This window comes from Aeromonas sp. ZOR0001 (genome assembly GCF_000801015.1).
GTDB classification, from domain to species: domain Bacteria; phylum Pseudomonadota; class Gammaproteobacteria; order Enterobacterales; family Aeromonadaceae; genus Aeromonas; species Aeromonas veronii.
This window is the reverse complement of the sequence record NZ_JRJY01000091.1, coordinates 53,147-75,111: the sequence shown is the minus strand read 5'-3', so window position 1 is coordinate 75,111 and position 21,965 is coordinate 53,147. Positions and strand designations below refer to the sequence as shown.

Below are 21,965 nucleotides of genomic sequence, written 5' to 3'. Positions count from 1 at the left end.
CAGGGAGTTGTCACTGCACTCTACGGGGCGGACTCGGGGCTAGGCAAGTCCAATCAGATGGCGAGTCCACTTTCTTGCGGCTCGCCACAACATCACAGCAAGGGGCTGAAGAGATAGAAGATGTTCTCCATCGCCTTCTTGTACCAGGGGCGGGCCTGCCATTGGGCCAGGGTCATCGGGGTGGCTTCCGCCATATAGCCCTGTACCAGCCGGGTCATCTGGGCCACGAACGAGGGGTTGTCCACCAGCAGGGTCACCTCGAAGTTGAGCCAGAGGCTGCGCCGATCCAGATTGACCGTCCCCACCAGCGCGAAGTCATCATCCACCAGCACGCTCTTGGTATGGAGCAGACCGGCATCGTAGCGGTAGATCTCCACCCCGGCCGCCAGCAGCTCCTCCATAAAGGCGTTGCAGGCGTAATTGGCCATGATGGAGTCATTGCGTGCCGGCAACACCAGCTGCACCTGCACTCCGCGCGCCGCTGCCGAACTGAGTGCGGCCGCCAACGGATCGTCGGGTACAAAGTAAGGGGTCGTCAGCACCAGATGGCTGCGCGCCTGATAGATGGCCAGCAGCAGGCTCTGCTGGATGCAGTCGCCGCCGACGAAGGGGCCGGACGGGATCAGCTGGGCGCGGTAGTTGGTCTGGGGCCAGGCCTCCGGCTCATGCTGCAGACTGTCGAGCAGCCGCTCGCCGGTCTCCATCTCCCAGTCCCAGACAAAGATCGACCACATCAGCGGCACCATGGGCCCCTGCACCCGGATCATGATGTCGACCCACTGGCCGACCCCTGCATCCTGCTTGAAGAAACGGGGATCCACCATGTTCATGGAGCCGGTGTAACCCACCCTGTCATCGATCACCACCAGCTTGCGGTGCATCCGCAGATCCTGACGCTGGAACAGAATGCGCCAGGCGCCGACCGGCAGCACCTCCACCAACTTGACCCCCGCCTTGCGCAGCTTTTTGGGCCAGTGGGAGCGGAAGAACTGTTTACTGCCCACCGAATCGAGCAGCAAGCGACAATCCACGCCGCGTTGCGCCACTTCAATCAGCGCCTCGCACACCTCGTCGGCATCGCCGCCCGGATGCCAGATATAGAACTCCAGATAGCAGGAGAGCGTCGAGCGACGGATATCCTGGGCAATCTCGCGCAAGATCCAGTCCGGCTTGTTGAGCAAGGTCATGCGGTTGCCGGAAAGCATCGGCATGGCGAGCCGTCCCTGGATGAGATCGTGCAGCGGCTGTGCCTTGGCGCCCACTTCGCAGCAGTGTTGCGGGAACAGACGGGCCAGTTGGCGGATCCAGATAGCATAAGGGCGATACATGGCCTGGGCGCGTTCAGCACGACGGCGCCCCAGCTTTATTTCACCAAACAGCACATAGAAACCCACCCCGGCAAACGGAATGGCATAGATCAGCGCCAGCCAGGCCAGCGACACCCCGATGGGACGGCGTTTCATCACCACCCGAAACGACACCCCGGTGACAATCACGGTATGAAAAAGCAGTAGCAGCCAACCCAGAAAACGGGAAAACAGCAGTTGAAGATCGTGTTCCAGACCGTTAAACAACGGGGACTCCTTCTAATCGACAAACAGCGCGGTGGGCAGACCCCAACCGGCCGGGATGGTATGCTGTAAGGCAAATCCATTCTATCAGGTCGCACGCATGATCCTGCAATCTATGCTGCTCAGCCTGGCCATGCTAGGCCAAGGCTCATATGACATCAATGAGCAACAGATAAACCAGTACCTGCAATCTCAGGTGCAAGTCGACAAACAGCTGGAGCTGCCGGGCATCATCAAGGCCCATGTGACGCTTGAGCAGAGCGATGTCCAGATCGGTCGCCAACGCCCCGATACCGCCCGGGTCTATGGCAAGGGCAAGCTCAAAATCGCCCTGCCAGACAATACCGAATATGACGCCCGCCTGCAGATGACCTATGAGGCGAGGCCCCGCTATGACAAGAGCCAGAGCGCGCTGTTTCTCGATAACATGAAGCTGGTGGAGTACAAGCTGGAGCCGGAGGCGGCCGAGAAGAAGTTCGGGCTGATGCTCAACATGCTGCTGCAGAGCATGGAGAAGCGGCTCGAGACCAAACCGGTCTACAAGCTCAATGACAAGGACCCGGATCAGGCGTGGCTGAAGGAGAATCTGCTGGGGCTGGAGCTGTCACCGGGCAAGATCCACCTGCTGACCAAACCCCGCTAAACCGCTCAATTCAGGAGGGGCTGGGTGGTATCCCGTACCAGCAGCTCCACCTGATAACCCTGCTGCTGCTGCCGCTCGTAGAGGGAGAAAAGCGACCCGCTCAATTGATTGAGGGGCATATCGGCAAACCCGGCCTTGAGATAGAAAGGCTTCTCGAAGGGCAGCGCCTGACAGACCACAGGTTTGTCCAACAGACCGTGGCAGGCGTGCTGCAACAGCCGAGATCCCAATCCCAGCGACTGGTAATGGGGTAACAGGCGAAAGCCGCACAGATGGTAAAACTCCTCCTCGTCCCGCAACCGTACCGCCCCCACCAGCCAGTGAGCATCACGCACGACAAAGATCCGCTCGGCCAGATCCGGCACATAGTGGGAAAACGTCGTCTCGTAATAGTCCCTGATAAGGGAGAGGTCGGCGTCGCAGTACTCTTCGAAAGTGAGTTCCATCGCCAGCTTGCTTGTCACAGACAAATCCTTTGATAATCAGTTATTAGTGCCAGATACGGTGCGCTAATCCGACCACATGACGCCAGCACGATAGCATGCCTTTCGTCAACAAAAAAGCGGGCGTCATGGGCAGCTTGCTTACCGGGTAGAAGAGGCCATGACCCACCGCCTGACTGCCAAAACCGTGCTTTATGATGACAATCCTTTATTGCGGCGGATACTTTGATCCCGGTCACCGAATCGGATCATTTGCCCCCTGTTGGCCGCTTGTTCTGCCCTCGTCATGATGCTTTACTCAACATGGTCATCACAAGAAGGAGTATTAGGGTTGAAAGCATGGATGCTGGCAGGCCATATGTTGTTGATCCCCCTGAGCGGATGGAGCCAGACTCCCCCTCCCGCGGAAGTGATCTTCCTGACCGCCGCGCCCTCCCCCTTGCGTCCGAGCAAAGATGCCACTCCCGCCTCACAACCCGACACCGCTCAAACAGCGGCAGTCGCCACCAACGGCAAGAAGCAGATCCAGGTCTATAAATCGGTGCAGCAGAACGGGGTGGTTCGCTACTCCGATATGGCACCCGAACAGGGCCATTACGAGCTGCTGCTGTTCAATGACTGCTTCGCCTGCGATCCCAAATCCAGCGTCAACTGGCAAACCACAGGGCTGTTTCTCTATGACTATGCCAGCACCATCAAGGCGGCCGCCAAAACCTATCAGGTTGAGCCGGCGCTGATCCGGGCGCTGATCCATGCGGAATCGGCTTTCAATCCGCTGGCGGTCTCCCGCAAGGGGGCGATGGGGCTGACCCAGCTGATGCCCGCCACGGCGCGGGAGTTGGGGGTCGGCAATGCCTTGCTGGCGGAGCAGAATATCTTCGGCGGGGTGAAATACCTGGCGGGACTGCTCAAGCAGTATGACGGCAACGTGGCGCTGGCGACCGCGGCCTACAACGCCGGCACGGGCGCCGTACAAAAACATGGCGGTATCCCGCCCTATGCGGAAACCCGTGCCTATGTGGAGCGCGTCCAGCTCCTCCACCTGCGCTACAAAGAGATGCTGCAGGCCAAAGGGCTCTGAGGTTAGCCTCGGTTAATGCTCTTTTCTCGCCCCTCCAGAAACAAAAAACACGCCCGCAGGCGTGTCGATACCACACTTTGTTTCGCAAATGATTACTTCTGCTCAGTCGCCACCAGGCGATAAGCCAGCGCACCCAGAATGGCACCGACAATCGGGGCAACCCAGAACAGCCACAGCTGGCTGATAGCCCAGTCACCGACAAACAGCGCAACACCGGTACTGCGAGCCGGGTTGACCGAGGTATTGGTCACCGGAATGCTGATGAGGTGGATCAGGGTCAGGCACAGACCGATGGCGATCGGCGCGAAACCGGCAGGCGCACGGCTATCGGTGGCGCCCATGATGACGAACAGGAAGAAACCGGTCATCACCATTTCGCATACGAGTGCGGCAGTCAGACTGTAACCACCCGGAGAGTGCTCACCGTAGCCGTTGGAAGCAAAACCGGCAGAGAGATCAAACCCGGCCTGACCGCTGGCAATTACGTAAAGCACGGCAGCGGCGGCAATGCCACCCAACACTTGCGCCACGATATAAGGCAGTACACCGGATGCCGGAAAACGACCACCCGCCCACAAACCGACGGTCACGGCCGGATTGAGGTGGCAACCGGAGATATGGCCGATGGCAAACGCCATGGTCAGCACGGTCAGACCGAAAGCCAGCGAGACCCCCAGCAGACCAATCCCGACGTGAGGGAAGGCTGCAGCCAGCACGGCACTGCCGCATCCGCCCAATACCAGCCAGAAAGTGCCCATAAACTCAGCAGCAACAGGTTTCACATTATTTCTCCCATTTGAGATAACACCGAACAAGACCCGAGAAGGGCCCATGCTTGAACAAGCGCAGCATTATGGGAGTGTGAGTCCAGATTGCGAACCCGGCAGGCGGGGCTCACTCAATGTGACATTCGTCACAATTAGTTGATTAGATAAGGGATTTATCATTAAGACAGCTGGCTGCACATCTCATACCCAAGGGCGTCATGCGACAACTTGTGACACCGTTTAGCTCGAGTGCTCATCCCTTGAGCGATATAAACGGAGGCGTGGTCAGTCTCCTGCAGGGGCAAAACGGCTGACAACCTGCCCCTGATGCTCAATCCACTCCATAAACATGGCGACGGGTCGGGCATAGACCTGACCATCCTGCTCGGATTGATAAATTACCAGCTGCTCCTGGGTTTCGGTATGCAAAGCCAGGGCAAGCACTTGATAGTAACCCCCCTTGAAGTGGCGATAGCGGCCTGGAACGGGTGCTTGCATGGGAAAACCTCGCAGAAGTGAACACCGATGAGCGAACCACATAAAGATGACACCATGAGTGCCATTCAACTCATCGAAAAGGGGGACGAAGACGATTTTTTACACAAGCCAATCGTGCCACAGGATCCGGATATTGCAACACAGTCAGGCAGCTTTGTTAATTCGTTCCCCATGTTTCACTAGTTAACCTTGGTTAGCACCAAAGATCGTGCTGAATTTAGCGTTCTAGCAACCCTGTTTTAGGGCTAAAAATCAGGGAATTCTTCTAAAAAGAGGATTGTTCTAGCATTCAATTCTGTGAAGAATAGGGGAAAAGAAATTTGATACTAAAAATCGCCTTTTTCGCCAACGCGTCCCTGTGGGGAAGGAATCACACTCACCATGTTCACAATCGACAAGTCGCACAAGCTCGACGATGTCTGCTATGACATCCGCGGCCCGGTGCATAAAGAGGCTCGCCGTCTCGAAGACGAAGGCCACCGCATTCTCAAGCTCAACATCGGCAACCCAGCCCCGTTCGGCTTTGATGCGCCGGAAGAGATCATCAAGGATGTGATCCTCAACATGCCCCTGAGCCAGGGCTACTGCGACTCCAAGGGGCTCTTCTCTGCCCGTAAAGCGGTGATGCAGTACTACCAGCAAAAAGGGATGCGCAAGGTCGATATCGACGACATCTACATCGGCAATGGCGCCAGCGAGCTGATCGTGATGGCGATGCAGGCGCTGCTCAACAACGGCGACGAGATGCTGGTCCCCTCCCCCGACTACCCGCTGTGGACCGCCGCCGTCACCCTCTCCGGTGGCCATGCGGTGCACTACCGTTGCGACGAAGGGGCTGACTGGTATCCGGATCTCGATGACATCCGTGCCCGCATCACCCCGCGCACCCGCGGCCTGGTGCTGATCAACCCCAACAACCCGACCGGCGCCGTCTACGGCAGCGAGTTCCTGCTGGAGGTGATCGAGATCGCCCGCCAGCACAACCTCATCATTTTCGCCGACGAGATCTACGACAAGATCCTCTATGACGACATCTCCCACACCAGCGTTTGCACCCTGTGTGACGATGTGATGGTGGTGACCTTCAACGGCCTCTCCAAGGCATACCGCGCCTGCGGCTTCCGTCAGGGCTGGATGGTCATCACCGGCCCCAAAGGCCGTGCCCGCGGTTACATTGAAGGGCTGGAGATGCTGGCCTCCATGCGGCTGTGTGCCAACGTGCCGATGCAACACGCCATCCAGACCGCGCTCGGTGGCTATCAGAGCATCAACGAGCTGATCCTGCCGGGCGGTCGCCTGCGCAAGCAGCGGGACAAGGCATGGGAGCTCTTGAACGAGATCCCCGGGGTCTCCTGCGTCAAACCCAAGGGGGCGCTCTACATGTTCCCACGCCTCGACCCCAAGGTGTATGACATCCGCGATGACCAGAAGATGGTGTTCGACCTGCTGCAGCAAGAGAAGCTGCTGCTGGTGCAGGGCACCGGTTTCAACTGGCCGGCACCGGATCACTTCCGGCTGGTGTTCCTGCCCCGGGAAGAGGAGCTGGAGGATGCCATCGGCCGCCTCGCCCGCTTCCTCAAAGGCTACAAGCAGTAAACAAAGCCAATGAAAAAGGCTCCTTACGGAGCCTTTTTGTTATCCATGGTTTTATCCGTGCCATCAGCCGTGCAACAGAGCACCGGCCACCAGCACCGCCATGGTGATGAGGGCCACGCCGATGATAAAGGGCAGCACCCAGCGTACGAAGCGATCATAGGGGATCTTGGCGAGCGCCAGACCGGCCACCAGATGAGCGGCGGTGGGGGCAAACAGGTTGATCCAGCCGGATGCGGACTGATAGGCGGTGATCACCAGATCCCGCGAGATACCGGAGAAGTCCGCCAGCGGCCCCATCAGCGGCATGGAGACAGTCGCCAGCCCCGAGGTGGAGGGGATAAAGAAGCTCAGGATGATGTGCACCAGATAGGCCATCAGGATGAACACCGACGAGGAGAGGCCGGTCACCAGCCCTTCGGCCCAGTGCAAAATGGTGTCGATGATGACGCCCTGCTCCATCACCACATAGATGCCGCGCGCCACCGCCACCACCAGCGCCACCCCGATAAGATCCCGTGCCCCGTTGAGGAAGGTCGCCACATAGTTGGATTCCGGCATCCGGTTGATCACCGCAATCAGGATGGAGGCACTGAAGAACAGGGTCGAGAGCTCGTCAAACCACCAGCCAAAGGTGGGCAGCACATCGATCCCCAAATCCGACCAGGGCACCACCGCATAGATCATCAGCAGGAAGGTGCCGAAGAAGACCAGCATGGTGAGCTTCTGCTTGCCGGTGAAGGCGAGGTTGCCGCTCTTCATCTGGGAGAACTCGTCGTCATAGGCGATGTCGGCCAGCACGGAGCGGGATTTGTCCTGTTGCACCTGCTTGGCGTAGCGCATCACGAACCAGGAGGCGAAGATCACCAGTAGCAGCCACTGGATAACCCGCAAACCGATCCCTTCGCCGATGGGGATACCGGCAAAACCGGAGGCAATACCGGTGGCAAACGGGTTGACGGTGGAGGCGAGCACCCCGACCCCGGAGCCGAGCAGGATGATCCCCGCCGCCACCATGCGATCGAAGCCCGCCGCCATCATCACCGGCACGATCAGCGCCCAGAAAGCTACCGTCTCCTCCGCCATGCCGAAGGTGGAGCCGCCGAGAGCAAACAGGGCGATCAGCACCGGGATAAGCAACCGCTCACGCCCGGCAAAGCCGCGCACAATGGCCCCCACCCCGGCATCGAGCGCACCGCTTTGCATGGTCACCGCGAGAAAACCACCGATGATGAGCACGAACAGCGCCACGTCGGCCGCCTTGTGAAAGCCCTGAATGGGGGCCTTGAGCACCTCGAACACTCCTTGCGGGTGGGCGGGTAACTCGGTGTAGCTGCCAGGCACCGGCAACAGCCGCTCGTCGCCGCTGTAATCGGCCACGGCCGCTGCCGCAACCGGCTGCTGGGTCTTGGCGGTGACATAGTCATATTTGCCCGCTGGCAGCACCCAGGTGAGGGCGGCCATCAGGGCGATGATGATGAAAAGCAGGGTATAAACTGTGGGGAGTTGGCGCTTCTTGGGCGCCTCGTTTGGAGTGGTCATAGCTTCCGTACCTCGGCAATGCCGTCTGTGATCCGATCAGCGCAAGACTAGCGGGTTTGATATGGGAAAAAGGTGATCGCTGATAATAAAATTCCGCAAATTAGCGGAATGTTTGCCAAAAAAACAGGGCCCCGCGGGGCCCTGTTTTCACTTGAGTCAGACTCAGAGCTCGACCACGTCGAATTTCACATCCGGATTTACATCCGCATCGTAATCGACCTCGTCCAGACCGAAACCGAACAGGCGCAGGAACTCCTGCTTGTAGCCGGTGTAGTCAGTCAGCTCGGAAAGATTCTCGCTGGTGATAGATGGCCACAGGTCGCGGCAGGTCTGCTGCACATCTTCACGCAGTTCCCAGTCATCCATGCGGATGCGAGCCTGATCGTCCAGCGCCATGTCGGACGCGTAGAGACGGGTGCGCATCATGCGATCTACCTGCTCCATGCAACCCTCGTGAATGCCCTTCTCCTTCATGATCTTGAAAGCCATGGAGATGTAGAGCGGCATCACCGGAATGGCGGAAGAAGCCTGGGTCACCACGGATTTCAGCACGGCCACGTGAGCGGTGCCGCCCTTGGCAGCCAGATCGCCACGGATGGCAGCAGCGGCGCGGTCCAGATCTTCCTTGGCGCGACCCAGAGTACCGTGCCAGTAGATTGGCCAGGTCAGATCAGTACCGATGTAGGAGTAGGCCACGGACTTGGCGCCGTCAGCCAGCACGCCGGCATCACGCAGAGCAGCCATCCACAGCTCCCAATCCTGACCGCCCATCACTGTGATGGTGTTCTGGATCTCTTCCTCGTTCGCCGGCTCGACGGTGGCGGTGATGATCTGGTCCTTGTTGGTATCGATGGCGGTGGTGGTGTAGACCTCACCGATCGGTTTGAGGGCAGAGCGCACCACTTCGCCGGTTTCCGGCATCTTGCGCACCGGAGAGGCCAGGGAGTAGACAACCAGATCAATCTGACCCAGATCCTGCTTGATAAGCTCGATCACCTTGGCGCGGCACTCGTTGGAGAAGGCATCGCCATTGACGCTCTTGGCGTAGAGGCCCGCCTCTTTGGCGGCCTTGTCGAAGGCGGCGGAGTTGTACCAGCCAGCGGTACCAGTCTTGGACTCGGTGCCCGCTTTTTCAAAGAAGACGCCGAGGGTGGCGGCGCCGCTACCGAAGGCAGCCGCAATCCGGGAGGCCAGGCCATAACCGGTAGAAGCGCCGATCACCAGCACCTTTTTGGGACCATTCTCGATGGTGCCCTTGGCCTTGGTATAAGCGATCTGGCGACGAACATTGGCTTCACAACCGACCGGATGAGTGGTGGTGCAGATAAAGCCGCGAACCTTGGGTTTGATGATCATATGGGGTCTCGGATCCGTTTAATGGATGAAATCGGGGCATAAGATACCTCATCTTGCCGCGATAAGGTGCTCTGATGTGTTGAACTGCGGCAAAAATGGGCATCCGAAGGTGGCAATCATGGTCCATGCCATGGTGCCACCTCACGGCAACGAGCAAGCAATGCGAGTGATGTGGCCATCCTGCAGCTTATAGAAGGCATCTTGCGGCAACTCCTGTGACCAGGTCGCCTTATAGTCGAGATCGGCATAGACGCCACGCAGCATGGCGCCGAGCAGACCGTGGGAGATGACGATGGCCCGCTCGGCGATGGCGGGATCCTGCAACCACTGGTGTGCCCGGCGCTGAATGCTCTCGAAGCTCTCGGCACCCGGTGCCTGCAGATACCAGTCCCCTTTGCCGGTATCGAGCTCGGGGTGGGCAAGACGCAGCGCCGGGATCTGGCAGCTCTCCCACTCCCCCATCCCCAGCTCCATCAACCGATCGTCCCAGACGATGCGATCGGCTGACAAGCCCAGCTGTTCGCACACCAGCAGCGCAGTCTGACGGGCACGGCCAAGCGGGCTGGCATAGACGATCCAGCGGGCGGGATCCGCCAGTTCGGCGGCAAGGCGCCGCCCCATGGCGATGGCTTGCGCCTCACCCTTGTCGGTCAGATCGGAGTTGCAACGCCCCTGCAGACGCTGCTCGGCATTGAAGCGGGTCTGGCCGTGGCGCAGCAGATAGATGAGTCGAGACATGATTTCTCCAGCACGTTCAGAGAGATAGAAAAATAAAGGGGGGTGATGATAGCAGATGAGCCCGAAGGATGGCCCAAACAAAGAGGCTAAAACGGGCGTAAAAAACGGGTCAGGATTGACCCGTTTGCTACCAATTTGGCCAGAGTGTATCGGCTCAGCCCTTCTTGATCTCCCGCAGATAGCGGTAGATGGAGTGGACCGAGATCCCGAGCTGGCGCGCCGCAATCTGGGCGCTGTCTTTCAGTTCGAAGATCCCCATGTCGTGCAGCTGGTTGACGATGACCCGGGTCTTCTGGGACGGAGGCACCGCCTCGTTGCCGCGCACCTCGGCACTGACGGTGTCGATGGTGCTGTTGAGCGCTTCGTCGATGTTGCGGGCGAACACCTCCGGGGTGGCATGGCTCTCGTGGGGATGCATGCACTCCGGCATCATGGTGCGCAGCACGGATTGCAGCGGGGCATCCATGTCGCTGTTGATGCAGAGCAACCCGATGGCCCTGTGCTCCCCGTTGCGAATAACGGTGGTGATGGAGCGCAGCGTCTTGCCGGTGGCACACTTGGTCATGTAGGGGCTGGAGATATCCTGCCCGCTCTTGAGCTTCATCATCGCCAGGTTGGTGATGGGGGCGCCGACACTGCGGCCGGTGATATGGCCGTTGGCAATCTTGACGATCGAGGGATTGCGCGCATCCAGACTGTGGAGCAGCACTTCAGTGTGCTGACCATACATGGCGGCGATGCCATCCACTATGTTCTCCATCGACTTGAGGATCTCAAAATCGCTCGGACTCAACTCTTGCAGCTTCACAATGGGACCTTCTTGCAAGGGTTGCTGCCGGACAATGGGCGCCGGGCAGCAACCGACAGGGACATCAGGCGGACATGATATCAATAATGGTGCTGTCTGTGGCAGACATGCCCTCCTTCACCATCTGACCGACGTTGCGGATGGTCTGATCCACGTTGCCGGCAACGATCCCCTGACCCGACACCGAGTGGCTGTTGAGGGCCATCAGGAAGCCGCGCACCGCCGCACCGGAGGAGGTACTCACCTTCATGGCGCAGGAGGCTTTCGCCCCGTCGCACACCATACCGGCACTGTCGCTCAGCACGTTCTGGATGGCGAAGCAGGATTGCTCGAAGCTGCCGCCCGCCAGATAGACCATGGCCATGGAGGCGGCCGCGCTGGTCACGGTATTGCCACAGAAGGCCGACAGCGGCGGATAGTGGGACTTGATATAGATGGCGCCCAGATGGCTCATGATGAGGGCGCGAGCCAGCTGCTCTTCGCTGGCCGCAAAGCGCTCGGCAATCACCATCACCGGAATGGTGGCGGCAATGCCCTGGTTGCCGCTGCCGAAGTTGCTCATGGCAGGCAGGGTCGCCCCCCCCATGCGGGCATCGGAGGCGGCCGCCGTCATCATCACGATACGGTTCATCACATCCTCGCCGATAAGACCGGCATTGATGTTCTGCTGCATGGTGCGCCCGATCTCGAGACCATAGGGGTTGTTCATCCCCTCGGCAGAGAGCTTGCCGTTAAGCTCGGAGGCTTTGAGGATGAACCTGATCTGCTCGAACTCCACCTGGGTAGCGAACTCGTAGATGGCGGCGATGCTGATATCGACGCCATCGCAGATGGAACCGGTGGCGCCGCCCTGGCTCTGATCGGCGGTGAAGGTCACTTCACCATCGCGGCGCTGCTCGACGATGCGGGTATGACCGCCGCACAGGGTCACTTCGGCGCTGTGCTCTTCACCCTTGTCATCAGTGCCATAAACGGTCACGCGGCAGAAGATAAACTCGGGGGCGGCGGTGCGGCTCACCTGCACCTTGCCGGCATCGATCAGCTGCTGGGCACGATCCACCTGCTCTGGCTGGATCGCGGCCAGCACCTCCAGCCCGGCATCGGCGTTACCGCCGATAGCACCGGCCGCGGCCGCAATGGCCAGACCGATCTTGCCGGTGCCCGGCACATAGACACCCATCGAGTTTTTATAGAGATTGTCCGACACCGCGACCTCGAGGCGACCGGGCTCACAGCCCAGTTGCCGGGTGGCGACCGCTGCGGCATAGGCGGCGGCGATTGGCTCGGTACAACCCAACGCTGGTTTGACAACCTGTTGAATAATCTGCAGATACTGCTGCCACGCTTGTTTCATCACTTGAACCTTTTTATCAGCATTAACGAGCGATATGGGCGATCGCTTCCACTTCAACCTTGACGCCCATCGGCAGATCCTTCACTGCGAAGCAGCTGCGCGCCGGACAATCTTTCTGGAAATAGGCTTTATAGACCTCGTTGAACGCGGCAAAATCGCTGATCTCGGCGAGGTAACAGGTGGTTTTGAGCACGGTATCCAGCGAGCCGCCAGCGGCTTCCAGCACGGATTTCAGGTTTTCCAGTGACTGGCGGGTCTGGGCGGCAATCCCCCCTTCCACCACACCCCCCTGCTGCTTGCAAACCGGCAACTGACCGGAAGTAAAGATGAGGTCGCCATAGGCAGTGCCGTGGCTGTAGGGACCGATAGCGTCAGGTGCCGCTGCTGCTGTGATGATGCGTTTCATATAGCCACTCCTGTTTGTGCAATTTTTTTTGCAATCACGAATCTCATTCCGTTCAACATTATTTGCTTTTTATTTTATCCATTCAACAAAAAGATACAAAAATGGCGTTTAAAGGCACCTTTCGGCCTCAATATAAACCGTGATCACCATCCTGATTTGAACAAAAGTACTCTTATGGGCATTGTTTATGACAGTTTCATTCAACTATATTTGCGCCGCTTTCCCACATCCCTACAAAAAAGAAGGTTTTAATGGACGCGCATAGCACTACACTCGCCAGCCCCGTGATGGGCACGCTGGAATGGAAAGAAGCGGTTCGCTTCGACAGCACCGACTGGGGCTGGATCATCATGAGCATCGGCATGGCCATCGGCGCAGGGATCGTCTTCCTGCCGGTACAGGTGGGTCTGATGGGCTTGTGGGTCTTTCTGCTCTCGGCGGTGATCGGCTACCCCGCCATGTACATGTTCCAGCGCCTCTTTATCAACACCCTGGCCACTTCGCCGGAGTGCAAGGATTACCCCAGCGTCATCACCGGCTACCTTGGCAAGAACTGGGGTGTACTGCTCGGCGCGCTCTACTTCGTGATGCTGGTGATCTGGGTCTTCGTCTACTCCACCGCCATCACCAATGACAGCGCCTCCTTCCTGCAGAGCTTCGGCGTCACCGACGGCCTGCTCTCCGAAAACCCGCTCTACGGTCTGGTGCTGATCTGCGGTCTGGTGGCACTGGCCTCGCGCGGCGAAAACCTGCTGTTCAAGATCTCCACCTTTATGGTGCTGACCAAGATCAGCGTGGTGGCCGTGCTCGGCCTGATGATGGTGGACAAGTGGGATGCGGCCAACATCACCGCCATGCCCGCTGCCGGTGACTGGATGAAGGATGCCATCATCATGCTGCCCTTTACCCTCACCTCCATCCTCTTTATCCAGAGCCTGAGCCCCATGGTGATCTCCTACCGCTCGCGGGAAAAGTCGCTGGAAGTGGCCCGCTTCAAGGCGATGCGCGCCATGAATATCGCCTTCGGCATCCTGTTCGTGGTGGTGTTCTTCTACGCGGTCTCCTTCACTCTTGCCATGGGTCACGATCAGGCGGTTAAAGCCTCCGAGGAGAACATCTCCGCGCTGGCCATGGTAGCCCAGGGGATGCCCGGCCAGACCCTCAAGCTCCTGAGCCTCACCCTCAACATCTTTGCGGTAATGACCGCCTACTTCGGCGTTTACCTCGGTTTCCGTGAAGCCTGTCAGGGTCTGGCGATGAACCTGTTGCGCCGGGTGCTGCCGGAAAACCGCATCAACAAAGGATTGGTAGGCAAAGGGATCATGGTCTTTACTGTCATGCTCTCCTGGGGGGCCATCGTGCTCAACGCACCGGTATTGAGTTTCACCTCCATCTGCAGCCCCATCTTCGGCATGGTGGGTTGCCTCATCCCGGCCTATCTGGTCTATCAGGTACCGGCGCTGCACAAGTACAAGGGCACCTCCCTCTACATCATCATCGTCACCGGCCTGCTGCTCTGCGTCTCGCCCTTCCTGGCGTTCAACTGATCGGTGTCCTCTTATCTACCGCGGGTCACCTTCGGGTGGCCCGTTTTCTATTGGCTCGGCTGACGGCGCCCCGCCCGGAAGTAAAAAGCCAAGGGGATCACAACTTGCAACCGGCCATCACCCAAGGGAGGCCGCTCGGAGTACTATTCAGGCAACACGACTCACGCCCGCACTCAGGTATCGAGGCCTAATATGAAATGGATTTTCAACCCCGCCATCCGGCTGGGCAACCAGCTCTCCTTCAAATACAAATTCCTGCTCTGGTCCTGCCTGATGCTGCTGCCACTGGCCTACAGCATGACCAATCTGCTGGGGCGGCTGCTGGATGACAACGTCCAGGCCAACCGCGAGCTGGCCGGCGTGGTCAATCTCGCCCCCATTCCCGCTATCGAGCAAGCCCTGCTCACCCATCGCAATCTGGTAACCCGTCACGCCTATGAAGTGGATCCGGTCGGTGATGATCAGGTCAAGGCAGCCGCACAAGCCGTTGATCAGAGCCTGCAAGCCTTTGCCGACACCCGCCAGAACAATCCCTCCTTTGAGGTGATCCAGCAAGGCTGGGCCGCCCTGCAGAGTGAAGCGGACAAGCTGGAAGTGGAGCAGAGCAACTTGCGCCACGACAAGCTGCTGACCGAGGTGCGCCACCTCTACAAGCACATTACCGCCAGTAGCAGCCTTATCCAGGATCCGGCGCTCGGTACCTACTACATGGTGATCCTCGCCAGTGAGCGGTTGCCGCAACTGCGCGACCTGCTGGCTCAGGTGCGGGATCGCGCCGCCACCATCGCCGATTTCGGCCTGTTTCAGGCCGAGGGCTACAGCGGCCTGCGTTTTCGTCTCGACCTTATCAGCGCCACTCTGCAAGAGCTGGAGGCCGATCTGACCCTGCTCTACCAGATTGAACCGGCCTACCGCGCCGAGCTGGGTCAGCAGACCGATGCTCTGATACAGCTGGTGCGTCAGGGGGTCGAGACCATGGAAAACAAGATGATGAAGGATCAGCTGGTGCAACTATCCACCAAGGAGGTGCAAGCGCTGGGAGATAAGATGGACGAGGCCATCACCGCACTGGCAGGCCAGGTACGCCAGCGGCTGGAGGCCGACCTGCATCAGCGGCTGGCCGCCAACCAACGCCACTTCTGGTGGGTCACAGCGCCGCTGACCGTCAGCTTGTTGCTCTACCTCTACCTGATGATCGGCGCCTATCTCTCCCTGCGCGACACCGTGGGGCGGGTGCGTGATATCGCCGCCCGGGTCAACGCCCAGGATCTCAGCCAGCATATCGAGATCGTTGGTCAGGACGAACTGGCCGCCATCAGCCGGGATTACAACGTGACCCTGGAGACCCTGCGCACCCTGATGCTGCGAGTGCGGGAAAATGGCGTCACCGTGGTGGAGAGCGCTACCGAGATCGAAGCGCGCACCTGCCGCTCGCAGGAGGTGATTGCCGATCAGCAAGGGGAGACCCATCAGGTCGCCACCGCCATCAAGGAGCTGGCCGCCACCTCACAAGACATGGCAGGCAACGCTCTGCAAGCCGCCCGCATGACCCAGGAGGCGCAGAACGTGGTCGGTCAGGGCGAGGATGTGGTGGAGCGCACCATCAAGGCCATCGACCATATCAACCGCGAGGTGCTGCGTACCGCCGACACCATCGGCCAGCTGGAGCAGCAGTGCAGTCAGATTGGCGGCGTCATCAGCGTGATCCGCGGCATCGCCGAACAGACCAACCTGCTGGCTCTCAACGCTGCCATCGAAGCGGCCCGGGCCGGTGAGCAGGGTCGCGGCTTTGCGGTGGTGGCCGACGAGGTGCGGTCTCTTGCCAACCGCACCCAGGGGGCCACCGTCGAGATCCAGCAGATGATTGAACAGCTGCAATCCGGTGCCCGCGCCTCGGTCACCGCCATGTCGGCGGTCAGCCATGAAGCGCAGGAGGGGGTCGGGCTGGCGCAGGAGGCAAAACAGGCTTTTGGCGCCATCACCGAGAAGGTGGATCGGATGGTCGATACCAACGCCATCATCGCCAGCGCCATCGAGCAGCAGGGCGCCGTGGTCAACGAGATCGAACGCAACGTGGTGCGCATCTCCGATGGCAGCGACGAGGCGCTGCAAGTAGCCAACGCCGCCCGCGATGCCGCCCGCCAGATCCACCAGCTCACCGAACAGCTGCGCGCCATGGTACAGAGCTTCATGCTGTAACAGAGCGCTGACAAGCCGGGCTCAACGTGAGCCCGGCATTATCCCGGTCTCGCCCCTGCCCACAACATCTCGGTTGCTCGGATCATCCAGAAAATCTCTGCGACCCACTTGCCGGGCAAACGCCAACAAAGTAGTCTCGAACGAAAACAAAATGCGGCATTCCTGACACGCACGGTCTGCGATGTCGAGGGAAACCAAGCCGCCTGCGAGCCACAGATTAAAACCAGCGTCACGTCATCTATCACCCGCTTCAAGCGAGGATTTACCCATGGCCAGATACCAGTTTTTTACCATTCCGGCATCCAATCGGCAGCAATACACCTTTATCGACATGGCGTCTCCGACTTTTCTGAGTGAAAAGGCGGCACTGCTGACCCAAGGATTCGAGGTGGAGGAGGACTTTATTGACGCGACCAGTCCACGGGAGGCCGTCGAGAAGTACCAATCCAATTTTCTCTATGTAGCGGACGAGATAGGCAAGTCTGATAGCAGCTACGCTGCGGCCGTCGCCATGCTGGAGCTAGGCAAGGGGCTATTTGGCAAAAAAACTCGCTGAGATAAGCTGCAGCGATTAAGAGTGGTGGCCATCGTGGCAACGCGCCCGATGGCCATATGGCAAGACATCAATTCGGTAAGTCAGAAGCGCCCCAGCTGCTGGAGCATCTCGATCAGCTCCTCTTCGCTGCTCGGCTCATAGGCCAGCTGAAGGCTCGGCGCAGCGCCTCCCATCAGCATGTAGACGTTGGTGCTGCAGTGGTCGTAGTGATACCACTTACCGTCGATACAGACGTCGGTATAGCATCTCGGGTCCCTTTTCAGTTCCATATGTATATCCTTTTGTTACATCCCATCAACATCACTCCTGACCGTAAAATAACCACCGAGGTTCAAGCTTGATGCAGATCAAGGGAAGCGGCTGCAAGGGACAGATATCTGCCAGATCTGTGGCCTGCGGATGCCCCGAGCCACCATCGGTTATCCGAATGAAGATGAGTCGAGCGCCCCGTCATATCGCCGGATGGCCCCCCGGCAACAAAAACGGCGCCCGTAGGCGCCGTTTTTTCATTCCCGTCATGTTGTTTTCATCGACGGGGCAAACAAGCCAGAGGCTTATTCGTCTTCCAGATAGGCGTAGCCTTGCAGGCCCAGCTCCAGCTCGTCGAGCAGGGCTTTGCGAGTGGCATCGTCCAGCGCCGGGTGAGCGGCGATCCGCTGGTAGTTTTCGCGGATCACGGACGGGTCGATGTTGACGTAACGCAGCAGCTGGTCGACGGTGTCGCCACGCACCACGTTGCGAATGTCCATCTTGCCCTCTTCGTCCAGCCACACTTCCGCGCAGTGGGTGTCACCGAACAGGTTGTGCAGATCGCCGAGGATCTCCTGATAGGCACCGACCAGGAAGAAGCCGACGTGGCACTCTTCGTTTTCGCCATAAACCGGCATCGGCAGGGTGCTCTCGACCCCCAGACCGTCGACATAGTGCTCGACCTGACCGTCGGAGTCACAGGTGATATCCATCAGGATACCGCGACGGCTAAGCGGACGATCGAGACCAGCCAGCGGCATCACCGGGAATACCTGACCGATACCCCAGGCATCCGGCAGGGACTGGAACAGAGAGAAGTTGGCAAAGCACTTGTCCGCCAGCTTTTCACTCAGCTCGTCAGCCAGCGCACGGTGGTTGCGGTTGACCGGGTTGAGCATCTCTTTGAGTGCCAGACAGGTGTTCTGGTGCAGCATCTCGGCCCAGGCACGCTGTTCAAGGTTCAAGAGGCCCATGGTGTACTGGGTATTCACGTCACCCAGATCTGCCACCGAGTCATGGAAGATCTCCAGAAGGGAGGGATCTTCGCTGCGCAGATCCAGCCAGCCTTTCCACATGTTCTGCAGAATGGTCGGCGCATCTTCGTCCGGCGCGCTGATGTCGTTCATCTCCACCCCTTCGGCACCAATGATATTGGTGACCAGCACGGCGTGGTGGGCGGTCAGGGCACGGCCAGACTCGCTGATGATGGTCGGGTGCGGCAGATCGAACTCGCGGCAGACATCGCCGATACCCCATACCACGTTGTTGGCGTACTCGGAGAGGCTGTAGTTGGCGGAGCAGTGGCTCTGGGAACGGGTTCCCTCGTAGTCCACACCCAGGCCGCCACCGACGTCCACTACCTCGATGTTGGCACCGAGGCGACGCAGTTCGGCGTAGAAACGGCCGCACTCACGGATGCCGCCCTGAATGTCGCGGATATTGGCGATCTGGGAGCCCAGATGGAAGTGCAGCAGTTGCAGGCAATCCAGCTTGCCCAGCCCGCGCAGACGTTCGATCAGCGCCAGGATCTGGGAGGCGGAGAGACCAAATTTGGACATGGAGCCACCGCTCGATTCCCACATGCCGGAGCCGGTGGAAGCGAGCTTGGCACGCACCCCGATGTTGGGCTTGATGTTGAGACGAGCTGACTCGTCCAGCACCATTTCCAGTTCGGAGGGCTTCTCCACCACGATGTAGACCTTGTGGCCCATCAGGTTGCCCAAGAGGGCGTGGCGGATATATTCGCGGTCTTTGTAACCGTTGCAGACGATCACAGAGCCTTGCTCATGGTGATGGGACAGCACGGCCAGCAGTTCCGGTTTGGAACCAGCTTCCAGGCCAAGCCGGGGCTTGTCGCTGTAGGACTGGCTGATGGTCTCGATGACACGACGCTGCTGGTTTACCTTGATCGGGTAAACGCAGAGGTAGTCCCCTTCATAGCCAGACTTTTCGATGGCCTGACCAAAGGCGTTGAACAGCGCATCGACCCGACTCTTGAGAATGTCGGGGAAGCGCAGCAACACGGGGGTGGTCAGCCCGGACTGACGCAACTGTTCGATGGCGTCAGAGAGCACGATATGCGCGTCAGGGCGTGATTTGTCGGGGGCGACGGTCACATGACCGGCGTCATTGATATTGAAAAAACCCGCACCCCAGTAGGGAACGTTGTAGACCTTCAAGGAGTCCTTGCTGGACCAGTTAGTCATGGGCTATGCCTCGCAAATGAGCGACCCAAAGTCGCCTTCGTTACCCTCAATCACATCCAGACCATCTAGTGCAGAGTACGGCGAGCGCTGCCATCACGAGACGCAGCCACTCAAACCAACCCTTTGCACATCGCGGCAAGCCAGAGGCTGCCTGGTGGATCTTGGGGAAGTAACGAGTCTTGATGTGGGGCTGGTGGCTTTACATCAAGCTCAACGGTATGCGGTGCCACTATGCCGTAGCGCCGCGGTACTTTGATGACAGACGACATCAGCCACGCCGTCAGTTCATCATTCGGCAGCGATCCCGACAGAAGGAGAGGGTTCCAAGGAAGAGAAGCGAAGGCGCCAGCACGCATGCGTGTTGATAGACGACAACAACCACAGCCCACCTCACCGTCAGTGACCGCCCATGACAAGGGAAGATGATGAGCCGGTGGCCCACTCGGTCAAATGAAGGATGAGAGTCTGTTGTTCTCCCTGATACCGGAGCCTAACCGGTATTAAAGAAACCATTCCCCAGCAGTGTCTGTCGTTTCTGCGTGCCTCGCCCTATAGGCGTATGATCGGTCGGGTTTCTGGCGGCTCTGCCTGCTTCAGGGTTGCCCTTGGATCGGCGCGGAGTGTACACACTTACCGCGGGCAGTGACAATAAAAAATAGTGTTCAAAATCCCCTTTTAATAAGTCGATCAAATCTTGCTGGCGGGCAGGCGGGCTCTGGGATGGCGCAGGTTATGCGACAGCCCGGTTTCCCCTTGAAAAGTGTGTGAAACGCCATGATTGGGCTGACGCCTTGCTGTGCGGTCGCTGAGGGGATTTTGGCCGCCACCGCCAGCGCCTAAATATCGCAATAAATGCCACATTTATGCGATCTCCCTCCCGGACGTTGCCCCGCGCGCCGCACATTCGCCGCTCTTCCCTTGCGTCAAAAAATGGGAAAAACCTGCGCTGACGCAATGAGTGCCCCGCACGGATTGGCCACAATGACCGCTCACAATCGGTTAGAGGCTGACTAATGGATACCCTGCTTGAGCGTTTTCTGCGTTACGTAACTTTTCATACCCGCTCCGATGAGACCAATCCAGCCTGCCCCAGCAGCGAAGGCCAGCTGATCTTTGCCCGTGCCCTGCAAGAAGAGATGAAGGCGCTGGGGCTGACCCGGGTCACTCTGGATGAGCACGGCTACCTCACCGGCTGCCTGCCAGGCAACCAGCCGGACGCCCCCTCCATCGGCCTGATTGCCCACATGGACACCGCCGACTACGAGGCGGAGCAGGTAGTACCGCAAATCATCGAAAACTATCAGGGCGGCGACATCTGCCTTGGCAAGGGTGACGAGGTGCTCGCCATTCGTGACTACCGCTTCCTGAAAAACTACCTGGGTCAGGATCTCATCACCACCGACGGCACTACTTTGCTTGGCGCCGACGACAAGGCGGGCATTGCCGAGATCCTCACCGCCATCGACCACCTGCAGGCCCACCCCGAGATCCCACGTGGCGATATCTGGGTCGGATTTACCCCGGATGAGGAGATCGGCCGCGGCGCCAACCTGTTCCCGCTGGAGAGATTCCCGGCCAAGTGGGCCTATACCGTGGATGGCGGCGAACTGGGCGAGCTGGAGTATGAAAATTTCAACGCCGCCAGCGCCACAGTTCGTTTTATCGGCAATAACGTCCACCCCGGCACCGCCAAGGGGACCATGATCAACAGCCAGACCTTGGCCGCCCGCTTCCACGCCGCCATGCCTGCCGAGCAGACCCCGGAGTGCACCGACGGGTATGAGGGCTTCTTCCATCTGGCCCAGATGAGCGGCACCGTGGAGGAGAGCACCCTGCACTACATCATCCGTGACTTCGACGACGAGCACTTCGCCGCACGCAAGGCCGAGATGCAGAGCCGGGTGGCCGCCCTGCAGGCCGAGTATCCGAAGGCCCGCATCGAGCTGACCCTGACCGACAGCTATCGCAACATGCGCAGCCAGATTGAGCCGCACATGCATATCGTCGAGCTGGCCAAGGCCGCCATGGAAGCCGCCGACGTGGTGCCGAAAATCAAGCCCATTCGCGGCGGTACCGATGGCGCCCGCCTCTCCTTTATGGGCCTGCCCTGCCCCAACCTCTTCACCGGTGGCCACAACTTCCACGGCAAGCACGAGTTCATCCCGCTGCAATCCATGGAGAAATCGGTCGCCACCCTGGTGGAGCTGGTGCGCCTCACCGCAGCCTGGCGCGGTTAATCGATTACCATGACAACCAAGGGGGGAGCCGGTTAACCGGCTCCCCCCTTGCTATCTGGCCATCACCCATCAACAAAGGGAAACCGGGGAGAGTCGCTCAGGAGCAACTGGCCGCCGCTGCCATCAAACTGTCATCCCGCTGACATGTCGCGGGAACAGTGTCACATCAT

19 protein-coding genes are annotated in these 21,965 nt (G+C 59.2%); 7 read left to right on the top strand and 12 right to left on the bottom strand.

Annotation, left to right across the window (positions count from 1 at the left end; genetic code table 11):
• Positions 1-92: 92 nt before the first annotated feature.
• Positions 93-1,574, bottom strand: coding sequence for a cardiolipin synthase (gene cls, locus L972_RS12330; RefSeq protein ID WP_005361740.1), 1,482 nt, complete (start codon positions 1,572-1,574; stop codon positions 93-95).
• Positions 1,575-1,671: 97 nt separating this feature from the next.
• Here cls and L972_RS12325 point away from each other — a divergent pair, with 97 nt between their 5' ends.
• Positions 1,672-2,214, top strand: coding sequence for a DUF1439 domain-containing protein (locus L972_RS12325; RefSeq protein ID WP_005353308.1), 543 nt, complete (start codon positions 1,672-1,674; stop codon positions 2,212-2,214).
• Positions 2,215-2,219: 5 nt separating this feature from the next.
• Here the strand turns inward: L972_RS12325 and L972_RS12320 are convergent, their stop codons facing one another.
• Positions 2,220-2,660 (bottom strand): GNAT family N-acetyltransferase, encoded by a 441-nt coding sequence (locus tag L972_RS12320; protein WP_041980377.1) that lies wholly within the window; start codon positions 2,658-2,660, stop codon positions 2,220-2,222.
• Positions 2,661-2,988: 328 nt separating this feature from the next.
• On the opposite strand from L972_RS12320, the gene L972_RS12315 reads away from it, so the two are divergent.
• Positions 2,989-3,738, top strand: coding sequence for a lytic transglycosylase domain-containing protein (locus tag L972_RS12315; protein WP_407060755.1), 750 nt, complete (start codon positions 2,989-2,991; stop codon positions 3,736-3,738).
• A 92-nt stretch (positions 3,739-3,830) separates the two neighbouring features.
• Here the strand turns inward: L972_RS12315 and aqpZ are convergent, their stop codons facing one another.
• Together aqpZ and L972_RS12305 are read right to left on the bottom strand one after the other, a co-directional pair.
• The gene (gene aqpZ, locus L972_RS12310) at positions 3,831-4,520 is read right to left on the bottom strand and encodes an aquaporin Z (RefSeq protein ID WP_019445956.1); all 690 of its coding nucleotides are present in this window, start codon (positions 4,518-4,520) and stop codon (positions 3,831-3,833) included.
• 270 nt (positions 4,521-4,790) lie between these two features.
• Positions 4,791-5,003 (bottom strand): DUF1653 domain-containing protein, encoded by a 213-nt coding sequence (locus L972_RS12305; protein ID WP_005334366.1) that lies wholly within the window; start codon positions 5,001-5,003, stop codon positions 4,791-4,793.
• A gap of 381 nt (positions 5,004-5,384) precedes the next feature.
• Between L972_RS12305 and L972_RS12300 the strand changes: the two genes are divergently transcribed.
• Positions 5,385-6,599: a pyridoxal phosphate-dependent aminotransferase gene (locus L972_RS12300; protein ID WP_005334367.1), complete on the top strand. Its 1,215-nt coding sequence runs from the start codon at positions 5,385-5,387 to the stop codon at positions 6,597-6,599.
• 63 nt (positions 6,600-6,662) lie between these two features.
• Here L972_RS12300 and L972_RS12295 read toward each other — a convergent pair whose 3' ends face one another.
• From L972_RS12295 to L972_RS12270, 6 genes are all read right to left on the bottom strand, one after another.
• Positions 6,663-8,138, bottom strand: coding sequence for a YfcC family protein (locus L972_RS12295; protein WP_047438540.1), 1,476 nt, complete (start codon positions 8,136-8,138; stop codon positions 6,663-6,665).
• A 162-nt stretch (positions 8,139-8,300) separates the two neighbouring features.
• Positions 8,301-9,494, bottom strand: a complete 1,194-nt coding sequence (gene fabV / locus L972_RS12290) for an enoyl-ACP reductase FabV (RefSeq protein WP_005361765.1) — start codon at positions 9,492-9,494, stop codon at positions 8,301-8,303.
• A gap of 141 nt (positions 9,495-9,635) precedes the next feature.
• The gene (locus tag L972_RS12285) at positions 9,636-10,232 is read right to left on the bottom strand and encodes a histidine phosphatase family protein (RefSeq protein WP_047438538.1); all 597 of its coding nucleotides are present in this window, start codon (positions 10,230-10,232) and stop codon (positions 9,636-9,638) included.
• A gap of 154 nt (positions 10,233-10,386) precedes the next feature.
• The gene (locus L972_RS12280; RefSeq protein ID WP_005334376.1) at positions 10,387-11,040 is read right to left on the bottom strand and encodes a helix-turn-helix transcriptional regulator; all 654 of its coding nucleotides are present in this window, start codon (positions 11,038-11,040) and stop codon (positions 10,387-10,389) included.
• Positions 11,041-11,104: 64 nt separating this feature from the next.
• Positions 11,105-12,394, bottom strand: a complete 1,290-nt coding sequence (locus tag L972_RS12275) for an L-cysteine desulfidase family protein (RefSeq protein ID WP_047438537.1) — start codon at positions 12,392-12,394, stop codon at positions 11,105-11,107.
• Positions 12,395-12,416: 22 nt separating this feature from the next.
• Positions 12,417-12,800 (bottom strand): Rid family detoxifying hydrolase, encoded by a 384-nt coding sequence (locus L972_RS12270; RefSeq protein WP_005344164.1) that lies wholly within the window; start codon positions 12,798-12,800, stop codon positions 12,417-12,419.
• 251 nt (positions 12,801-13,051) lie between these two features.
• On the opposite strand from L972_RS12270, the gene L972_RS12265 reads away from it, so the two are divergent.
• The 3 genes from L972_RS12265 (at position 13,052) to L972_RS12255 (ending at position 17,102) form a co-directional block, all read left to right on the top strand.
• Positions 13,052-14,347, top strand: coding sequence for an amino acid permease (locus tag L972_RS12265; RefSeq protein WP_021229327.1), 1,296 nt, complete (start codon positions 13,052-13,054; stop codon positions 14,345-14,347).
• 192 nt (positions 14,348-14,539) lie between these two features.
• Complete coding sequence (locus tag L972_RS12260; protein WP_047438535.1) at positions 14,540-16,546, top strand: methyl-accepting chemotaxis protein; 2,007 nt, start codon at positions 14,540-14,542, stop codon at positions 16,544-16,546.
• A 268-nt stretch (positions 16,547-16,814) separates the two neighbouring features.
• Positions 16,815-17,102, top strand: coding sequence for a hypothetical protein (locus L972_RS12255; protein WP_047438534.1), 288 nt, complete (start codon positions 16,815-16,817; stop codon positions 17,100-17,102).
• An 80-nt stretch (positions 17,103-17,182) separates the two neighbouring features.
• Here the strand turns inward: L972_RS12255 and L972_RS12250 are convergent, their stop codons facing one another.
• Positions 17,183-17,371 (bottom strand): hypothetical protein, encoded by a 189-nt coding sequence (locus L972_RS12250; protein WP_005334402.1) that lies wholly within the window; start codon positions 17,369-17,371, stop codon positions 17,183-17,185.
• Positions 17,372-17,656: 285 nt separating this feature from the next.
• Complete coding sequence (gene speA / locus L972_RS12245; RefSeq protein ID WP_005344160.1) at positions 17,657-19,558, bottom strand: biosynthetic arginine decarboxylase; 1,902 nt, start codon at positions 19,556-19,558, stop codon at positions 17,657-17,659.
• Between the two features lie 1,013 nt (positions 19,559-20,571).
• Here speA and pepT point away from each other — a divergent pair.
• Entirely contained in the window at positions 20,572-21,795 is a 1,224-nt protein-coding gene (gene pepT / locus L972_RS12240) for a peptidase T (RefSeq protein WP_047438533.1), read from the top strand.
• Positions 21,796-21,965: the final 170 nt, after the last annotated feature.

Bases quoted from the DNA above. Each gene is read 5' to 3' on its own strand.
- L972_RS12255 (WP_047438534.1), top strand. From the start codon at position 16,815: ATGGCCAGATACCAGTTTTTTACCATTCCGGCATCCAATCGGCAGCAA.
- L972_RS12270 (WP_005344164.1), bottom strand. From the start codon at position 12,800: ATGAAACGCATCATCACAGCAGCAGCGGCACCTGACGCTATCGGTCCC.
- L972_RS12260 (WP_047438535.1), top strand. From the start codon at position 14,540: ATGAAATGGATTTTCAACCCCGCCATCCGGCTGGGCAACCAGCTCTCC.
- L972_RS12250 (WP_005334402.1), bottom strand. From the start codon at position 17,371: ATGGAACTGAAAAGGGACCCGAGATGCTATACCGACGTCTGTATCGAC.
- L972_RS12320 (WP_041980377.1), bottom strand. From the start codon at position 2,660: ATGGAACTCACTTTCGAAGAGTACTGCGACGCCGACCTCTCCCTTATC.
- L972_RS12300 (WP_005334367.1), top strand. From the start codon at position 5,385: ATGTTCACAATCGACAAGTCGCACAAGCTCGACGATGTCTGCTATGAC.
- L972_RS12285 (WP_047438538.1), bottom strand. From the start codon at position 10,232: ATGTCTCGACTCATCTATCTGCTGCGCCACGGCCAGACCCGCTTCAAT.
- L972_RS12265 (WP_021229327.1), top strand. From the start codon at position 13,052: ATGGACGCGCATAGCACTACACTCGCCAGCCCCGTGATGGGCACGCTG.
- speA (WP_005344160.1), bottom strand. From the start codon at position 19,558: ATGACTAACTGGTCCAGCAAGGACTCCTTGAAGGTCTACAACGTTCCC.
- L972_RS12305 (WP_005334366.1), bottom strand. From the start codon at position 5,003: ATGCAAGCACCCGTTCCAGGCCGCTATCGCCACTTCAAGGGGGGTTAC.
- pepT (WP_047438533.1), top strand. From the start codon at position 20,572: ATGGATACCCTGCTTGAGCGTTTTCTGCGTTACGTAACTTTTCATACC.
- L972_RS12325 (WP_005353308.1), top strand. From the start codon at position 1,672: ATGATCCTGCAATCTATGCTGCTCAGCCTGGCCATGCTAGGCCAAGGC.
- fabV (WP_005361765.1), bottom strand. From the start codon at position 9,494: ATGATCATCAAACCCAAGGTTCGCGGCTTTATCTGCACCACCACTCAT.
- L972_RS12295 (WP_047438540.1), bottom strand. From the start codon at position 8,138: ATGACCACTCCAAACGAGGCGCCCAAGAAGCGCCAACTCCCCACAGTT.
- L972_RS12275 (WP_047438537.1), bottom strand. From the start codon at position 12,394: ATGAAACAAGCGTGGCAGCAGTATCTGCAGATTATTCAACAGGTTGTC.